Raw genomic sequence first — 15,855 nt, forward strand, 5'->3', positions numbered from 1 at the left:
TTTGACGAATTGTGGCAAAAAGAAATAGCTAAAGGTGTGTTATACTAGAGAGCGAGGTGTTTGGTGATGAAAAAGAAAATGATGCTACAGTGGTTTGAGCAGGGAAGCATTGCAATTCCAAAATTGCTTATGATGCATTATAAAAAATTAGGTTTAAATGAGACGGAATTTATGGTTGTACTTCATGTACACACATTTTTAGAATCAGGTAATTCGTTTCCGACTCCTTCAGAGATTTCTGAACGGATGACGATAACGGAAATGAAATGTATGGAAGTAATTCAAGCGTTGATTCAAAAAGGTTTTTTATCACTAGAAGGTGGACAAAGATCAGAAGCAATGATGTGCGAAAGTTATTCTTTACAACCGTTATGGGAAAAAATATTACATTTCTTAATGGATGAATCAATAGAGGAAGAGCAAAAAGAAAAAAAACAGCTGCAAGTAAATTTATATACAGTATTTGAAAAAGAATTTGGAAGACCACTTTCGCCGTTCGAATGTGAAACGTTAGGAATGTGGGAGGACCAAGATCAACATCATCCAAATTTAATTCAAGCAGCTCTTAGAGAAGCTGTAATGAGTGGGAAACTAAATTTCCGATATATTGATCGTATTTTATTTGAGTGGAAAAAGAATGGAATTAAAACGGTAGATCAGGCTCAAAATCAAGGTCAAAAATTTAGAGCGAATCAACAAAGAGCACAACAAATGACAAAACAAGAGACGAAATTTACTGGAAAAGTGCCTTTTTATAATTGGTTGGAGCAGTAATATAGGAGGAGAAATATGCTTAACAAAACGCAAATCCGTTATTGTTTAGACACAATGGCGGATATGTATCCAGAAGCGCATTGTGAATTGGTTCATGATAATCCATTTGAACTTGTAATCGCGGTGGCGTTATCTGCACAATGTACAGATGTACTTGTAAATAAAGTGACAAGAAATTTATTTCAAAAATATAAAACACCAGAAGATTATTTAAGTGTTTCTCTAGAAGAATTACAACAAGATATACGCTCTATCGGATTGTATAGAAATAAAGCAAAAAACATTCAAAAATTATGCCGAATGTTATTAGATGACTATAATGGGGAGGTACCGAGCGATCGAGATGAACTTACGAAATTACCCGGTGTAGGAAGGAAAACAGCGAATGTTGTAGTTTCCGTAGCGTTTGGGATTCCTGCAATTGCTGTTGATACACATGTGGAGCGAGTGAGTAAACGATTAGCGATTTGTAGATGGAAAGATTCTGTGTTAGAAGTAGAAAAAACGTTAATGAAGAAAGTACCGATGGATGAGTGGGGGGTCACGCATCATCGTATGATTTTCTTTGGACGTTATCATTGTAAAGCACAACGACCGCAATGTGAGGAGTGCAGACTGTTAGAAGTATGTCGTGAAGGAAAGAAGCGAATGAAGGTGAAATAAGGGATGGAGCGAGTTATAGAAATACCGAAAGAATTTCACTGCTTACCATTTTTTAAAGAAAGCGTAAATTCAATTGAGTATCATACAGACGAGTCTTTTGAAGAAATAATACAAAATACTTACTTTATATTTGATATTGAAAGACAGTATGAGCCATGGAAGGAAATTGAAAACAGTATTCCAGCGATGTTGAATGTATGGAAAAATAAGCATGAAGACATTGCTATACTGTTTCGAAATAGAAATAAGCAAGAGGCTGAGGGGCCAATGATTCTTTTTGCAGCTCACTTGTTATCGGTTGTCTATTGGCTAAATGAGCAACCTGTTCATAGTTTGAATGAAATGCAAATAAATACGAATAAATTAAAAGTGCAACCTGTTAATTTTATGGAAAGATATTCATTCATAATAAAGAAACCGAGTAATTATCATTCTTATATTCAATTAGCGCAGTTGTATATCGAAATAGAAAAGCTATATGTAAAGAAAATGATAACAAAAAAGAAGTCCGCTTCTCGTTAAGAAAAACGGACTTCTTTTTTGTTTATTAGGACTCTGTTGTAATAACAGTACCGTCTGCGTGAGGTGTATCTCCTCCGGTATTTTGCTGTTGCTGTTCTTGTTGTTTCTTAGCTTCTTCTTCAGCTTTTTTCTTGGCCTCTTCTTCAGCTTTCTTCTTAGCTTCTTCTTCAGCTTTTTTCTTAGCTTCTTCTTCAGCTTTTCTTCTAGCTTCCTCATCAGCTTTCTTTTGAGCTTCTTCTTGCTGTTTACGTTGTTGTTCTTGTTGCTGTTCTTGTTGCTGTTCTTGTTGTTTCTTAGCCTCTTCTTCAGCTTTTTTCTTAGCTTCGTCTTGTTTTACTTTATCTTCATTAGCCTTTTTCTGGGCTTCCTCATCAGCTTTTTTCTTAGCTTCTTCATCGGCCTTTTTCTTAGCCTCTTCTTCAGCTTTTTTCGCATCTGGAGTTCCGCCAGGCGCAGTGAAGGATGCACCAACTGCTGGGCTTGTGCCAGTGCCTTTTTTCGCTACTACAGAGAAGCTGTAAGTAACACCTGGTTTAATACCACCAAGAGTAGCTGTCGTACCACTTATTGATAGGCTACCACTTGAACCGTCAGTTGCTTTATAGCTGGCTGCATATGCATCAACTTCTGCTGGTCCAGACCAGTTTAGTGTAACTGTGCTAGCGCCATCGAAAGTGACATTCAGACCACTAGGGGCATCTACTTTAATTTCTTTAATTGCATCTTTTTTCGCACCTTTTACGTATAGTTCTCCGTTTATTTCTTGAACAGAAGAAGGACGTTCAAAGCGTGATTTATCTGTAGCGAATTTGCTCATCATTACTTGGAACATTTGCTGTGCAATTTTAGTATAACGATCACTAATGTAGTTTTCTGGACCGTTCTTTACGTAACCCGTCCATACAGCCATCGTATATTGTGGTGTATATCCAGCGAACCAGCTATCCCTGTTTGCATCAGCTGGAATGCCGTATTTCTTTAAATCTTTTGCATCAAAGTTTTGCGTTCCAGTTTTACCTGCTACGTCAACACCTGAAACATATGCTGTTGGTCCTGTACCACCAGAACCAGGTTTTACTACGTCACGAAGAACGTCAGTTACCATGTAAGCTGTGTAGTCTTGCATAGCACGTTGTTCCTTCGGTTTAAAGCTTTTCTTTTTCCCGTCCGGGAAGATTACTTCTTTTACGAAATGAGGTTTATTATACACGCCGTTATTACCAAACGTTGCATATGCACCTGCTACTGCTAATGGAGAACTATCGTTACTACCAATTGCAGTAGATTCATGTACTCCATCTTCAAATGTCATGCCTAAACCTTCAGCAAACTCTTTTGATTTATTAAGCCCAACTGTTTGAGCTGTTTTTAAAGCCGGAATGTTTAATGACTTCTTCAATGCTTCACGAAGTGAAACGTCACCTTTAAAACTTCCTGTAGCATTTTTAATCTTTGTGCCATCAGAATAAGTATATTCAGAGTCATTTAATTGATGATAAGTAGACCACTGAAGATTCTCAATCGCTGGACCGTAGTCGAAAATAGGTTTCATTGTTGAACCAACTTGGCGTTTTAAATTAGTTGCCATATTATGACCTTTGAAAGTGGACTTATTTTCTTTACGTCCAGCACCAATTGCTCGAACTTCTCCAGATTGTGTATCCATAAATACGAATGATCCTTGGAATTGATCGTTTGGATACTTAATAAGATTTCCATCCATAATTTTTTCAGCGTAATCTTGAGCATCTTGATCAAGTGTTGTATGAATCGTTAAACCATCTGAACCGATATTTACATCAGGATATTCTTTTTCAACTTCTGTTACAACCGCATCTAAAAATGCTTGATACTTCATCTCAGTTACTTCTGAAGACGGTTGAAGGCCCTCTGTTACTGGGATCTTAACGGCGTTATTCATTTCTTCTTTTGTTATATAACCATGTCGATTCATTAATGACAATACGACATTACGACGATTTGTTGCTCGTTCAACATTTTCCTTTTTTGTTGGATCATAAATGTTTGGACCTTGGGGTAAACCAGCGAGCATAGCAGCTTCATGTAATTGCAAGTCTTTTAAATCTTTACCATAATATTTTTGCGCTGCTGTCGCAATACCATATGAACGGTTACCTAAATTAATCTTATTTAAGTACATTTCTAAAATCTCATGTTTAGAGTATTGTTGCTCTAATTTATAAGATAAGTACCATTCTTGTACTTTTCTCTTAGCGGTTTTATCCATCGTTAGAAAATAGTTCTTAACGACTTGCTGTGTAATCGTACTACCACCTTGGGAACCGAAACCACCAGTGACATTTTCCATAACTGCTTTTGTAGTTCGTTTAAAGTCAATTCCATTATGATCATAGAAACGCGAATCCTCAGTTGCAAGGAATGCATTTTCAACTACTTTTGGAATTTGATCATAAGTAACATGCGTTCGTTTTTCAGCACCGTATTCATAGAAGAAATTTCCGTTTTTATCAAGAAACTTTGTTGATAAAGGATTAACAAGTTTGGATTTATCTAATTTTGGAGCGTCCTTTACCATAACAAAGAAAGCGGAAACGCCGGCTACAAGACCAACGATACCAAGAAGTAGACAACCTATAAGGAATTTCTTGAAAAAGGAGCCTTTTTTCTTTGGTTTTTCTTCTTTATTTGTTTTTTTCTCTTGATTTTTTACATGATTTCGTTCTGTACGAGAACGATAATTATCTGACATTATACTTTCTCCTACCTTTCATTCTCTCCCCCAAAAGTCGAAAAAAGAGCCTTAGTGATGACTCTATCACGAAAAATAAACCGTGTCTAGTACACGGATATAGTCAATCCGAGGGTGATAACCGCATGATAATAAGGATCCATGCTCTTCTATTTCTTCTTTCGTAATCGACTTGCGTCCACCTGTATTTTGACGATTCCAAAATGCAATAATATGTTTTGCATCTAATAAATAAAATTCATCAAAAAGTGTAAATTTAATAATGACAAATGCAATTCCATTATGAGCAACCACTTGCTTCATATGTTCTATTTGATGAAGGTGGAAGTTTTGAAGTGGGAAACTAGTTTTATTTTTTGTTTCCTTTGCTTCAAAATCGATGTATTTCCCTTTGTATACACCGTTGTAATCTGTCGTAGAAGGTTGTTTAAAATACGCTTCTTTTACCACTGCAGCACTTCGAGCGGGGTAATCTACTTTTACAATTTGAAGAGGTGTAGGCTTTTTATGTACACATGCAATATTATGGGTTAAGTAATATTGATTTGTTTCATTCAATTCCTCTTCAAGGGACATACCTCTATTACTATAAGTATGTGTTTTTATAGGTGTTTTTTGAGGTTGTGAAGCTTGATTATACCTTTTTCCATTTGGGTAACGAATGGTCATAGTGTGTCCACTCCCAACTTGCTAAGAATTACTTACAAAGGTGATTATATCAAAAAATGAAAAAAGATGTGACCTTTTTGATGAAAGGTATGATGACTTATTTATGTTTACATGGAATGATTATATGAAAATTAAACAAAATCGAGAAAAAAATTTTTGTACAGAGAAAGAAAAAGCGATCATTCGCAATATTAAAAAGAAAACAGAAATAGCTAATGTGGACAATATTTCTCGGACACAATCTTATCAAGAATATTATTTAAGAAATAGTGAAATCAGGTGGGCCTTTTTAGCGAGTATGGTTTCGAGAAATGCGGGATGGAATATGACTGATTTAGAAGGGAGATATTATGCCACTGTATTACCTGAAACGGTAAAAAAACATTTATTTCTTCTGTACGAACAAGCTAATTGGATTATTTTCTTAGATGCATTTCCTCAGCTATTATTGTATGAGGAAAGTAAGAAGAGACGGGCACCTCTCTTTCATTTGTTGCAATATTTCAGCGTATCAATTTTTATGGAAAAAGAATGGTTACTTTTCTGGGAAAGAAGAGATATGAATAGGCTTATGACGGCGCTTATTATAAATGAACAAAATAAAATTCAAAAACCAGTCATTGAGAACACATATTTTAAAAAACATGTATTCCATACTGCACTTTTTAAAGTACAAGAAAGATTTCATATTAGTGCAGTTATCTTCCCAACAATTGAAGGGAGGATGTATGGATTTTCGGTTTATCAATTTGAAACGTTACAACAGCGTATAGAACTAGGAAAAAGATTAGCATGGTTATTGTTTCATCCAATTTATAATGGTTCGTTTTATAAGTTTGCATTGCAAACTACACATACTGGGTCTAGAGAAGATTATGAAGTTTACGCACAGGAAACTCGAAAGTCTTATACGCCAACACTTAGAGATATTTATCCTGTTATTTTACATGAAGAAATAAAAATGAGAGATTGGTTTTGTGCAAATATGAAAATGAATGTGCTATTTGTACTTGAAGAACCTAAAGAGGAAGTTAATATAACAGAATGGTATAGAAGAAAGAGAGAACAAATCTATAGGCTATCTATCGTAAATCGTTTTGCTAAAAGGATGGATGAGTTCATGATATAATAAAAAAGAAGTCCCGTCTTCCATTTTGAAGACGGGACTTCTTAATTTGAAACAATCCTGCTATGCGTGCTACAACTTTAATTTCAAAACGTAATGCTAGTAGGAGATTAAGGATGATTTGAAATCTACCTGTTCGTAATAAAGTCTCGCTTTATGTAGCAGGGAAGTTTGGACCATCTAGCTTTGGATTGCCAGTCTCAGGTTTATTTTGTTGTTTGTTTTGGTTTTTCTTTTTTTCATTTTTGTTCTTTGCCATTGTAATACACCTCCTTTTTGTATTGTTACCATTTCTATAAATGACATACGAAATGATTTCTTTGACGAATAACAACTAGTTTTGTCATGTGGGCAGGAGTGGTGAATCATTCGGCGAAATTACATGACAAAGGAAAAGCAAAGAAGGAGGCGTTTTGTATATGGCGATGGTTCAGAAGGAAGATGTAATGAAAAAAATGGATCAAATGTTAAGTTCTCTCGATTTGCTGGAAATGAATATAGGGATTAGAATGAATCATGCATTAAAGGATGCGAGTGAAAAAATATGCAATAAGATAGAAATAACAGAAATGCATATTGAACATATGGAAAATAAATTAGTGCATCACGAAGAAAAAGGGAATTGGGTAAAGACATTTCAAAACGTCGTAGTGAGTGCATAATAAGGTGGGAAAGAAATGAAGAATGAAGCATTAATACAGTCTTCAGAAAAACTCATGCAGTATAATAATGAAGCGAATGTAAAAAAAAGAGAACTGATTGAATACAATTTTTATAAGGATATGAAACCGTTTGTAGATATGGTAGATGAGGAATTAGAGAAGTGGAAAGAATTAGCTTATACGTGGATTAAAGAAGAAAAGCCAAAGTATATACATGTACAGCAAATTGATCAAGTATACGATAATTTACAAACGAATGTGTTACAATGCTTTGTAAATAAAGGTAAAGGTAAACGATTCTTTGAAACACACCAAGCCGTTTCGTATACTTTGCAAAATATAGTTGAGCAATGTAAATAACAAGAGGGAGAACCCTCTTGTTATTTTTATGCTTCTGTCATTGTTGTAGGTTTTGTTGCGCCGTTTATTTCTAATTCTTTTATTAATGTTCGATAATCTGATATGCATATTTTTCCTTCGAGATACCAATGTCTCGCAAAGTCTAATAATTCATTTGCATTCTCTGTGCAATACCCCTTTTTTTGAGAAAACGCTTGTTTTAAATCCCCTAATACCATGTTGATTCCTCCCCCATGAGAATCTTCTTCTTAATTATCATAGCATGGAAGGGTTTTCTTTTTTAATTTTTTAAAAATTTAAACTTCCGACAAAAATAGACAGATACTCCATCACACATATTATTTTATAGGTACATATTATATATGTAGAAACTTATGTAAAGGAGGAGAGAATGCATGTTTCAACAATCTAACGTATATCAGCAAACGTATCCATATGCACAGCAAAATATGTACCAATATAATACGGATACATATTTACGGTATAATATGTATCCTTTCGAGCCTTATTATGGAAATCAAAATTATTATCAACCGTTTGAAGTGTCATTTATGAATCAAGCTCAACAACAGCAGCAACCTTATGTAAATCAGGCTCAACAACCACAACAGCAGCAACCTTATGTGAATCAAGCTCAACAATCACAAGCTCAGCAACCATACATGAATCAACAACAGCAGCAGCCTTATATGAATTCACAATATTATATGCCACCACAAGCGCCCTATGCTAATCAACAAGGGATGTTTTATCCACCAAAACAACCGTATCCGACACAGAGTAAACAAAAGCAACAACAGCCAAGTCAGTTTTCTAGTTTTGTTTCTCAATTTAAAACATCAGATGGTAACTATGATGTAAATAAAATGATGAACACAGCTGGCCAGATGATGAATGCGATGAATCAGGTGACAGGTATTGTAAAACAAGTTGGAGGCTTCTTTGGTAAGTAATGTTGAAGGGTTGTCTATGAAAGTATTGTATATGAAATAAAGGACTAGACAAATTTCCTTGTAATAAATGGGTATATATAACAAACGGCTTTCTCTCTTTTCTCATACTGTAAAGTGTAATCAGATTTTTTTAACGAGAGAGGAGAGAAAAAACTATGCATCATTGTCATCCTTGTTTTGGAGGGCATAAGCCTGTAGGACCTATTTGTACAACTGCTCCTGTCGTTCATCCGACGAAACAATGCGTAACACACTCTTTTTCAACAACGGTGGTGCCACACATTTTCCCAACACATACAACACATGTACATCATCAACAAATTAAAAACCAAAACTTCTTCCCACAAACAAATTCAAATGTAAATGTTGTGGACCCAATCGACCCAGGATTCGGCGGTGGATGTGGACCATGTGGCCATGGTCATCATCACCACGGGCATCAAATATCTCCATTTGGGCCAGGACCGAATGTATCACCGTTTGGACCAGGACCAAATGTATCACCGTTTTTACCAAACAATGTATCACCAGTAGGTCCAAATATCGGACCAAACGTTGGTGGAATATTTAAAAAGTAAATGATATGTTAGAACTAGCGAAATGCTAGTTCTTTTTTTGTAATTGGAGTGTTGATATGAAAGTTATTGCAGTAACAGGATATAAGCCATTTGAACTTGGAATATTTAAAAATGATCATCCAGGGGTGGAGTGTATAAAAAAGGCATTACACCGCAAATTAACCACTTTTGTAGAAGATGGTTTAGAGTGGGTTATAATAAGCGGCCAGTTAGGTGTAGAATTATGGGCTGCTGAAGTTGTTTTTGAAATTCAAGTAGAATATCCAGACTTAAAATTAGCGGTATTTACTCCGTTTTTAGAACAAGAAGAAAATTGGAAAGAAGATAATCGTGAATATTATGAATTTATTCTTTCTCAAGCAGACCATGTTGATAGTATCACGAAACGGAAGTATGAAAGCCCAGAACAATTTAAATTAAAAAATCAATTTTTTATTGAAAAAAGTGATGCGCTTTTAGCGGTATATGATGAAGAAAAACCAGGAAGTCCCAAATATATTGTAGAAGCAGCAAAGAAAAAAGGGGAAATAGAAAATTATCACAGTTATTTCATTCTTTTTTCTGATTTACAAGATATAATAGAAGAGGAACAGTGGAATAATGCAGAGTAATATGTAATATAGTACTCGTATATATGATTGACAAAAAGCATTGTTTCTGAAAAAATTTAGTTAATGAAAGTTTTGGTAAAAATTTGAGGTGAAGAAAATGATTTCGGATAAAATTAAATTAACAGCGAAAGATATTTTAGAAAAAGAATTTAAAACAGGTATGAGAGGTTATCAGCAAGAAGAAGTAGACAAGTTTCTTGATATGATCATTAAAGACTATGAAGCTTTCCACAAAGAGTTTGAGCAATTAAAGCAACAAAATGCTCGTTTAAAGCGTGAATTAGAGGAACAAAAACTAGCAGTAACGCAAGTTCCACAACAACCTGTACAAACACCAGTTGCACAACCGGTTTATAACAACACGAATACGGATATTTTAAAACGCTTATCTAACTTAGAAAAAGCTGTATTTGGAAGTAAGTTATACGAATGATGTAAGGTGGGAAAAGGTTTAAGCGTTTTACATAGAAAAAAACGTTGCAAAATCTTTTTGTTTCCACTATACTAATGGATGTCATAACGTTTGGGTAATCGCTGCAACGCCAACGTTGTAGAGGAAAGTCCATGCTCGCACGGCCTGAGATGGCTGTAGTGTTCGTGCCTAGCCAATTCATAAGCTAGGGTATTCTGGCTGTAAGGCTGGTTTAACGGCAGGGAAAAAACCTAAGTCCTTTCGGATACGGTTTGACTACCTTTAAAGTGCCACAGTGACGAAGTCCTTGAAGAAATGATAGGAGTGGAACGAGGTAAACCCCACGAGCGAGAAACCCAAATAATGGTAGGGGAATCTTTTCCAAGGAAATGAACGACGGGAAAGGACAGGTTTTATAACCTGTAGATAGATGATTGCCACCGGAGTACGAGGCGTGGGCCGTTTGTAGTACAAAGGAACAGAACATGGCTTACAGAACGTTATGAACCAACTATGAAATAACTCAGCTCTCCTTTGTTAGAGGAGGGCTTTTTATTTGTATGAAGTTATAAAGTATGAGTTAAAATGGTTAATGAGAAAATTTTTCGTAAAATGTAATGATTAATAGGACCAATTGCTATTAATTATTGTTTGAATATACATAAGAGGTGAATGCAAATGGGAAAAGTTACTTTAATTGCAACAGCGGCAATGGGTATTGAAGCGTTAGTTGCCCGAGAAGTTCGCGATCTTGGTTATGAATGTCAAGTAGAAAACAGCAAAGTAACATTTGAAGCAGATGAAAAGGCGATTTGTCGCACGAATTTATGGTTACGCACTGCGGACCGTGTAAAAATTAAAGTTGGCGAATTTAAAGCAACAACATTTGATGAGCTATTTGAAAAAACGAAAGCATTAAACTGGGGAGATTATATTCCAGAGAATGGCGAGTTCCCTGTTATCGGTAAATCTTTAAAATCTGAATTATTCAGTGTTTCGGATTGCCAACGTATCGTTAAAAAAGCTGTCGTTGAAAAATTAAAAACAACATATAAACGTACAACTTGGTTTGAAGAAGACGGTCCGTTATTCCGTATCGAGATTGCAATGCTCAAGGATATTGCAACATTAACAATTGATGCGAGTGGTGTTGGACTTCATAAACGTGGATACCGTATGGATCAAGGGGAAGCTCCGTTAAAAGAAACATTAGCTGCGTCTTTAATTAAATTAACAAACTGGAAGCCAGATCGTCCATTTGTTGATCCATTCTGTGGATCAGGTACAATTCCAATTGAAGCAGCATTAATTGGACAAAACATTGCACCAGGATTTAACCGTGGTTTCGCATCTGACGAGTGGGGCTGGGTAGGTAAACAAAACTGGCGTGAAGCTCGTCAAGAAGCTGAAGATTTAGCGAACTATGATCAACGATTACAAATCATTGGATCAGATATTGATCATCGTATGATTCGAGTTGCTCAAGATAACGCAGAAGAAGTGGGCTTAGGCGATTTAATTACATTTAAACAAATGCAAGTAAAAGATTTCACAACAAAAGAGGATTATGGCTACGTTGTAACGAATCCTCCATACGGAGAACGTTTAAGTGAAAAAGCACTCGTTGAACAACTGTATAAAGAAATGGGACAAGTATTCCGCCCGTTAGATACATGGTCAGCGTATGTATTAACAAGCTACGAAGCATTTGAGAAGTGTTACGGAAAAGATGCGTCGAAGAAGCGTAAACTGTTTAACGGATTTATCCGTACAGATTACTACCAATACTTCGGAAAACGTCCACCGCGTAATTCATAGTATAAAACTCCTCCAGCGCGCATATACTGGCTATTATGTAATGCGTAAAGGAGGAAGTGATATGGATAATTTCCAATTATCAATGATTCAAAAAGCTATTCACCGTACGTATGATGAGCTCGGAAAAGAAGTGGATAGTCAAGGTGCGATTGTAGATGAAATACAAAAAGCACAAGAAGAATATTTGTCAGCTCTTTCACATGAAACAGCGATTGATAAACGGTATTTAAAGTCATTAATATAGAAGAAAATTTTCCTTTTTCGAAAGGAAAATTTTTTTTCGTGAATTTCTATGTATTGCAACAGGGGAAAGCAAATGCATACATATGCGTAGCAGTTGCTATTATCTTTTTATAGAAAAACTTTTTGGTTGGAGGCTAAGGATGTTTACTGAGAAGAGATTACCATTTGAAGTAGGAAAACAAGATAATTTTTATGATAAGTTGAATGAGTGGATTGGAGATGTGTTTTACGACATCCTTCCGGAAAAAGGCTTTGAAGAGCGTGATGAACAAATTTTTATGGCGTTTCAGTTAGAACGCGCTTTTCAAGAAAAGAAAGTTATGTTCGCAGAAGCTGGTGTAGGAACAGGGAAAACAATTGTATATCTTCTATATGCAATTTGTTACGCGCGTTATACTGGGAAACCAGCTATTATTGCTTGTGCAGATGAAACGTTAATTGAGCAGCTTGTAAAAGAAGAAGGGGACATCGCTAAGTTATCTGAAGCATTAGGACTATCTGTTGATGTAAGGCTTGCAAAATCAATGGATAATTATTTATGCTTACGTAAACTTGAAGATGTTATGAGTGGACGAGCTCCAGAAGTAATTGAAGACGTATATTACGAGTTACCACAGTTTGTATTCGATCATGGTACGATGCAAAACTTTACTCACTATGGTGACAGAAAAGAATTTCCACTTTTAAATGACGAAGAATGGTCAAAAGTAAATTGGGATTACTTCCAAGATTGCTTTACTTGTGATTCTCGTCATCGTTGTGGACAAACTCTTTCTCGTGAACATTATCGTAAAGCAGCAGATTTAATTATTTGTTCTCAAGATTTCTATATGGATCATATTTGGACGTACGATGCTCGTAAGCGTGAAGGGCAAATTCCGTTATTACCAGAAAGTAGCTGCGTTGTATTCGATGAAGGACATCTAGTAGAATATGCAGCTCAAAAAGCTTTAACATACCGTTTAAAGCAAACGATGATGGAGCAACTTTTAACGAGATTGCTACAAAACGATATTCGTGAGGAGTTTGCACATTTAGTAGAAGAAACAATTTGGCAAACAGAGCGATTCTTTGATGTGTTACAAGAAAACAAAAAAGAAATTGCTGGTTCTGATCGTTTAGAAATTACTGTGACAGAAAAAGTAACAGCTGAAGCGAAACGACTTTATGCAAAAATCGGTGAAGTTGGAGATGCATTAGTATTCGAAAGTGAAATGCATACAGTAAACACGTATGATTTAAATATTGTTGATGAGCATTTAGATGTATTAGAACATTCACTTCGTCTGTTCATGCACGAGAAAAATGTAATTACTTGGGGTGAAGAAGGTGATGGTGCCTTCACGTTAGTGATTATGCCGCGTGCAGTTGAAGAAGTATTACAAGAGAAAGTGTTCTCGAAGAAAATACCGTATATTTTCTCTTCTGCGACATTATCGAACAATGATTCATTCGCGTTTACAGCTAATAGCCTAGGGGTAAAAGATTACTTATCATTCTCAGTTGCTTCACCGTTTGATTACGAAGAGCAAATGGCAGTAAACTTACTATCGCATACGAAAGAAAATGAATGGGAAAGAAAGTGTCAATATACACTTGAAAATATACAAAAAACAAATGGACGTACGCTTGTATTATTCCGTACAACGCAAGAGCTTGCAGCGTTCAAAGAGTATGTAAGTAAGGAGCAAATGTCGGTTCCGTTCTTATATGAAGGAGATCAGGAAATTAGCCAGCTCGTTTCTCGTTTCCAAAATGAAGAAGAGACTGTACTTTGTGCGGTTCATTTATGGGAAGGTTTAGATATTCCTGGTTCATCATTATCACACGTTATTATTTGGTCATTACCATTCCCTCCAAACGATCCTGTGTTTGAAGCGAAACGTAAGCACGTAAATGATCCATTCTGGGATGTAGATGTACCATATATGATTTTACGACTTCGTCAAGGAATTGGGCGTTTAATTCGTACAAGTGAAGATAAAGGTGCTATATCAATCTTCTTATCTGATTCAGAAGATGAGAAAGTAGTTGCAGCTGTGAAAAATGTACTGCCAGTAGAAGGTAAAGAATTATAAGGAGAAAGCTTGGCGCTTGCCAAGCTTTTTTCTATTATAAAAGGAATTTATGTTTCCGTGTCGAATTAAGTTTGAGGTAGAAAAAGGAGGCTTTTATACGATGACAGTTGCTACATATGAGGTAGAAAAACAATTTTTAACATACGTGAAGAAGATACAGAATTACGGAGAAGCATTAAGTTTAATGTTTTGGGATTTAAGAACAGGTGCACCAAAAAAAGGTGTAGATCAGCGTTCAGAAGTAATTGGTATGCTTTCGTCAGAAGTGTTTGCTATGTCGACTTCAGATGAGATGGGAAACTATTTAACAGAACTTGAAGCTTTAATACGTGAAGATAAACTTTCTGAAACGACAAAGAAAATGGTTGAAGAGTGTCGGAAAGAATATGATAGAAATAAAAAAATTCCACAAGCTGAATATGAGGCTTATGTGAAATTAGAAGCGAAAGCAGAGAGTGTGTGGGAAGAAGCTCGCGAAAAATCTGATTTCGAAATGTTCCGCCCGTACTTAGAAAAAATTGTTGAATTTAAAAAGAAATTTATTACATATTGGGGTTATGAAACATATAAATACAATACATTATTAGACATGTATGAGCCAGGTATTACAGTAGAAGTTTTAGATCACGTATTTGGTCAACTTCGTGAGCGCATCGTGCCGCTTGTAAAAGAAATCTCTGAGTCTAAAAAAGGATTAAAAACAAGTGCTTTATCGGAACAGTTTTCAAAAGAAAAACAAAAGAACTTTACATTAGAACTATTAAAGCAATTGAATTATGACTTTGAAGCAGGTCGTCTTGATGAAACAGTACATCCTTTCGAAATTACATTAAATAGAGGGGATGTTCGTATTACGACACGCTATGATGAAAAAGATTTCCGTATGGCTGTATTTGGAACAATTCATGAATGTGGTCATGCAGTATATGAACAAAACATTGCAGAACAATTTGAAGGTACACCACTTTGCAGTGGTACATCTATGGGTATTCACGAATCACAATCATTATTCTTTGAGAACTTTATCGGCCGTAATAAATCATTCTGGAAGAAAAATTATGATTTATTAAAAGAGTATAGCGATGGTCAATTTGATGATATGTCAGTCGATGAGTTTTATGATGCAATTAACGAATCGAGGCCGTCATTCATTCGTATAGAAGCAGATGAGCTTACATACCCGCTTCATGTTATGGTGCGTTATGAATTAGAGAAAGAATTATTTGATGGTACATTACAAGTGAAGGACTTACCAGCAGCTTGGAATGATAAGATGGAAGCATATTTAGGAATTCGTCCGGAAAATGATGCGCAAGGTGTATTGCAAGATGTTCACTGGGCTGGTGGCTCATTTGGATACTTCCCATCTTATGCGCTTGGTTACATGTATGCAGCGCAATTTAAGCAAAGAATGTTAAAAGACATTCCGAACTTTGATGCATTATTAGAAGAAGGAAACGTAACACCGATTCGTGAATGGTTAACAGAACATATTCACCAATATGGTAAAACGAAAAAGCCGCTTGAAATTTTAGAAGATGTAACAGGTGAAGGCTTAAATGCAAACTACTTAGCCGATTATTTAGAAGCGAAATATAGAGCGATTTATGAGTTGTAAAAAAAGAGCTGCTTAATTGCAGCTCTTTTTATTAAAG

General features: G+C 35.6%; 18 protein-coding genes and 1 other RNA gene. 15 read left to right on the forward strand and 4 right to left on the reverse strand.

Going from position 1 to position 15,855, the window contains the following annotated elements:
- The first annotated feature begins 66 nt into the window (after positions 1–66).
- The 3 genes from dnaD to ATL10_RS02120 are packed head-to-tail and all read left to right on the forward strand — an operon-like array spanning position 67 to position 1,959.
- Positions 67–774 (forward strand): DNA replication protein DnaD, encoded by a 708-nt coding sequence (gene dnaD / locus ATL10_RS02110; RefSeq protein WP_000728542.1) that lies wholly within the window; start codon positions 67–69, stop codon positions 772–774.
- A 15-nt stretch (positions 775–789) separates the two neighbouring features.
- Positions 790–1,437 (forward strand): endonuclease III, encoded by a 648-nt coding sequence (nth, locus tag ATL10_RS02115; RefSeq protein ID WP_000933035.1) that lies wholly within the window; start codon positions 790–792, stop codon positions 1,435–1,437.
- A gap of 3 nt (positions 1,438–1,440) precedes the next feature.
- A complete protein-coding gene (locus tag ATL10_RS02120) occupies positions 1,441–1,959 on the forward strand; it encodes a YpoC family protein (protein ID WP_029441862.1) in 519 nt (172 codons plus the stop codon).
- Positions 1,960–1,984: 25 nt separating this feature from the next.
- On the opposite strand, the gene ATL10_RS02125 is transcribed toward ATL10_RS02120, so the two are convergent.
- Positions 1,985–4,690 carry a PBP1A family penicillin-binding protein gene (locus ATL10_RS02125; RefSeq protein WP_110496354.1) on the reverse strand — a complete coding sequence of 902 codons (2,706 nt, stop codon included), beginning with the start codon at positions 4,688–4,690 and terminating at the stop codon, positions 1,985–1,987.
- 66 nt (positions 4,691–4,756) lie between these two features.
- The gene (gene recU / locus ATL10_RS02130; protein WP_000155599.1) at positions 4,757–5,359 is read right to left on the reverse strand and encodes a Holliday junction resolvase RecU; all 603 of its coding nucleotides are present in this window, start codon (positions 5,357–5,359) and stop codon (positions 4,757–4,759) included.
- Between the two features lie 103 nt (positions 5,360–5,462).
- Here recU and ATL10_RS02135 point away from each other — a divergent pair, with 103 nt between their 5' ends.
- Positions 5,463–6,488 (forward strand): DUF2515 domain-containing protein, encoded by a 1,026-nt coding sequence (locus ATL10_RS02135; protein ID WP_088021956.1) that lies wholly within the window; start codon positions 5,463–5,465, stop codon positions 6,486–6,488.
- 151 nt (positions 6,489–6,639) lie between these two features.
- Here the strand turns inward: ATL10_RS02135 and ATL10_RS32160 are convergent, their stop codons facing one another.
- A complete protein-coding gene (locus ATL10_RS32160; RefSeq protein WP_001987054.1) occupies positions 6,640–6,819 on the reverse strand; it encodes a hypothetical protein in 180 nt (59 codons plus the stop codon).
- 85 nt (positions 6,820–6,904) lie between these two features.
- Between ATL10_RS32160 and ATL10_RS02145 the strand changes: the two genes are divergently transcribed.
- Both ATL10_RS02145 and ATL10_RS02150 read left to right on the forward strand, forming a co-directional pair.
- Positions 6,905–7,147 carry a hypothetical protein gene (locus ATL10_RS02145; RefSeq protein ID WP_001252036.1) on the forward strand — a complete coding sequence of 81 codons (243 nt, stop codon included), beginning with the start codon at positions 6,905–6,907 and terminating at the stop codon, positions 7,145–7,147.
- 15 nt (positions 7,148–7,162) lie between these two features.
- Complete coding sequence (locus ATL10_RS02150) at positions 7,163–7,507, forward strand: YppE family protein (RefSeq protein WP_097924935.1); 345 nt, start codon at positions 7,163–7,165, stop codon at positions 7,505–7,507.
- A 26-nt stretch (positions 7,508–7,533) separates the two neighbouring features.
- On the opposite strand, the gene ATL10_RS02155 is transcribed toward ATL10_RS02150, so the two are convergent.
- Positions 7,534–7,725: a YppF family protein gene (locus ATL10_RS02155; RefSeq protein WP_000242652.1), complete on the reverse strand. Its 192-nt coding sequence runs from the start codon at positions 7,723–7,725 to the stop codon at positions 7,534–7,536.
- Between the two features lie 177 nt (positions 7,726–7,902).
- On the opposite strand from ATL10_RS02155, the gene ATL10_RS02160 reads away from it, so the two are divergent.
- From ATL10_RS02160 to ypwA, 9 genes are all read left to right on the forward strand, one after another.
- Positions 7,903–8,460, forward strand: coding sequence for a YppG family protein (locus tag ATL10_RS02160; RefSeq protein WP_000487718.1), 558 nt, complete (start codon positions 7,903–7,905; stop codon positions 8,458–8,460).
- A 155-nt stretch (positions 8,461–8,615) separates the two neighbouring features.
- Positions 8,616–9,038: a CotD family spore coat protein gene (locus ATL10_RS02165; RefSeq protein ID WP_000546292.1), complete on the forward strand. Its 423-nt coding sequence runs from the start codon at positions 8,616–8,618 to the stop codon at positions 9,036–9,038.
- Between the two features lie 56 nt (positions 9,039–9,094).
- Positions 9,095–9,649, forward strand: coding sequence for an SLOG family protein (locus tag ATL10_RS02170; protein ID WP_000862916.1), 555 nt, complete (start codon positions 9,095–9,097; stop codon positions 9,647–9,649).
- 97 nt (positions 9,650–9,746) lie between these two features.
- Entirely contained in the window at positions 9,747–10,082 is a 336-nt protein-coding gene (gpsB, locus tag ATL10_RS02175; RefSeq protein WP_000622431.1) for a cell division regulator GpsB, read from the forward strand.
- Positions 10,083–10,168: 86 nt separating this feature from the next.
- An RNA gene (rnpB, locus tag ATL10_RS02180) (RNase P RNA component class B) lies at positions 10,169–10,559 on the forward strand.
- A gap of 180 nt (positions 10,560–10,739) precedes the next feature.
- Positions 10,740–11,879 carry a THUMP domain-containing class I SAM-dependent RNA methyltransferase gene (locus ATL10_RS02185; RefSeq protein WP_000521224.1) on the forward strand — a complete coding sequence of 380 codons (1,140 nt, stop codon included), beginning with the start codon at positions 10,740–10,742 and terminating at the stop codon, positions 11,877–11,879.
- Between the two features lie 61 nt (positions 11,880–11,940).
- Complete coding sequence (locus ATL10_RS02190) at positions 11,941–12,123, forward strand: DUF3921 domain-containing protein (RefSeq protein WP_000368570.1); 183 nt, start codon at positions 11,941–11,943, stop codon at positions 12,121–12,123.
- A 139-nt stretch (positions 12,124–12,262) separates the two neighbouring features.
- Positions 12,263–14,200: an ATP-dependent DNA helicase gene (locus tag ATL10_RS02195; RefSeq protein WP_000493700.1), complete on the forward strand. Its 1,938-nt coding sequence runs from the start codon at positions 12,263–12,265 to the stop codon at positions 14,198–14,200.
- A 100-nt stretch (positions 14,201–14,300) separates the two neighbouring features.
- Complete coding sequence (ypwA, locus tag ATL10_RS02200) at positions 14,301–15,818, forward strand: carboxypeptidase (protein ID WP_097924931.1); 1,518 nt, start codon at positions 14,301–14,303, stop codon at positions 15,816–15,818.
- Positions 15,819–15,855: the final 37 nt, after the last annotated feature.

The sequence above is a fragment of the Bacillus sp. 196mf genome (assembly GCF_003217275.1).
Classification (GTDB): domain Bacteria; phylum Bacillota; class Bacilli; order Bacillales; family Bacillaceae_G; genus Bacillus_A; species Bacillus_A thuringiensis_S.

Coding starts and splice junctions, on each gene's coding strand:
- ATL10_RS02135 (WP_088021956.1), top strand. CDS start 5,463: ATGTTTACATGGAATGATTATATGAAAATTAAACAAAATCGAGAAAAA.
- gpsB (WP_000622431.1), top strand. CDS start 9,747: ATGATTTCGGATAAAATTAAATTAACAGCGAAAGATATTTTAGAAAAA.
- ATL10_RS02170 (WP_000862916.1), top strand. CDS start 9,095: ATGAAAGTTATTGCAGTAACAGGATATAAGCCATTTGAACTTGGAATA.
- recU (WP_000155599.1), bottom strand. CDS start 5,359: ATGACCATTCGTTACCCAAATGGAAAAAGGTATAATCAAGCTTCACAA.
- ATL10_RS02125 (WP_110496354.1), bottom strand. CDS start 4,690: ATGTCAGATAATTATCGTTCTCGTACAGAACGAAATCATGTAAAAAAT.
- ATL10_RS02185 (WP_000521224.1), top strand. CDS start 10,740: ATGGGAAAAGTTACTTTAATTGCAACAGCGGCAATGGGTATTGAAGCG.
- ypwA (WP_097924931.1), top strand. CDS start 14,301: ATGACAGTTGCTACATATGAGGTAGAAAAACAATTTTTAACATACGTG.
- dnaD (WP_000728542.1), top strand. CDS start 67: ATGAAAAAGAAAATGATGCTACAGTGGTTTGAGCAGGGAAGCATTGCA.
- ATL10_RS02120 (WP_029441862.1), top strand. CDS start 1,441: ATGGAGCGAGTTATAGAAATACCGAAAGAATTTCACTGCTTACCATTT.
- ATL10_RS02165 (WP_000546292.1), top strand. CDS start 8,616: ATGCATCATTGTCATCCTTGTTTTGGAGGGCATAAGCCTGTAGGACCT.
- ATL10_RS02155 (WP_000242652.1), bottom strand. CDS start 7,725: ATGGTATTAGGGGATTTAAAACAAGCGTTTTCTCAAAAAAAGGGGTAT.
- ATL10_RS02160 (WP_000487718.1), top strand. CDS start 7,903: ATGTTTCAACAATCTAACGTATATCAGCAAACGTATCCATATGCACAG.
- nth (WP_000933035.1), top strand. CDS start 790: ATGCTTAACAAAACGCAAATCCGTTATTGTTTAGACACAATGGCGGAT.
- ATL10_RS02195 (WP_000493700.1), top strand. CDS start 12,263: ATGTTTACTGAGAAGAGATTACCATTTGAAGTAGGAAAACAAGATAAT.
- ATL10_RS02190 (WP_000368570.1), top strand. CDS start 11,941: ATGGATAATTTCCAATTATCAATGATTCAAAAAGCTATTCACCGTACG.
- ATL10_RS02150 (WP_097924935.1), top strand. CDS start 7,163: ATGAAGAATGAAGCATTAATACAGTCTTCAGAAAAACTCATGCAGTAT.
- ATL10_RS02145 (WP_001252036.1), top strand. CDS start 6,905: ATGGCGATGGTTCAGAAGGAAGATGTAATGAAAAAAATGGATCAAATG.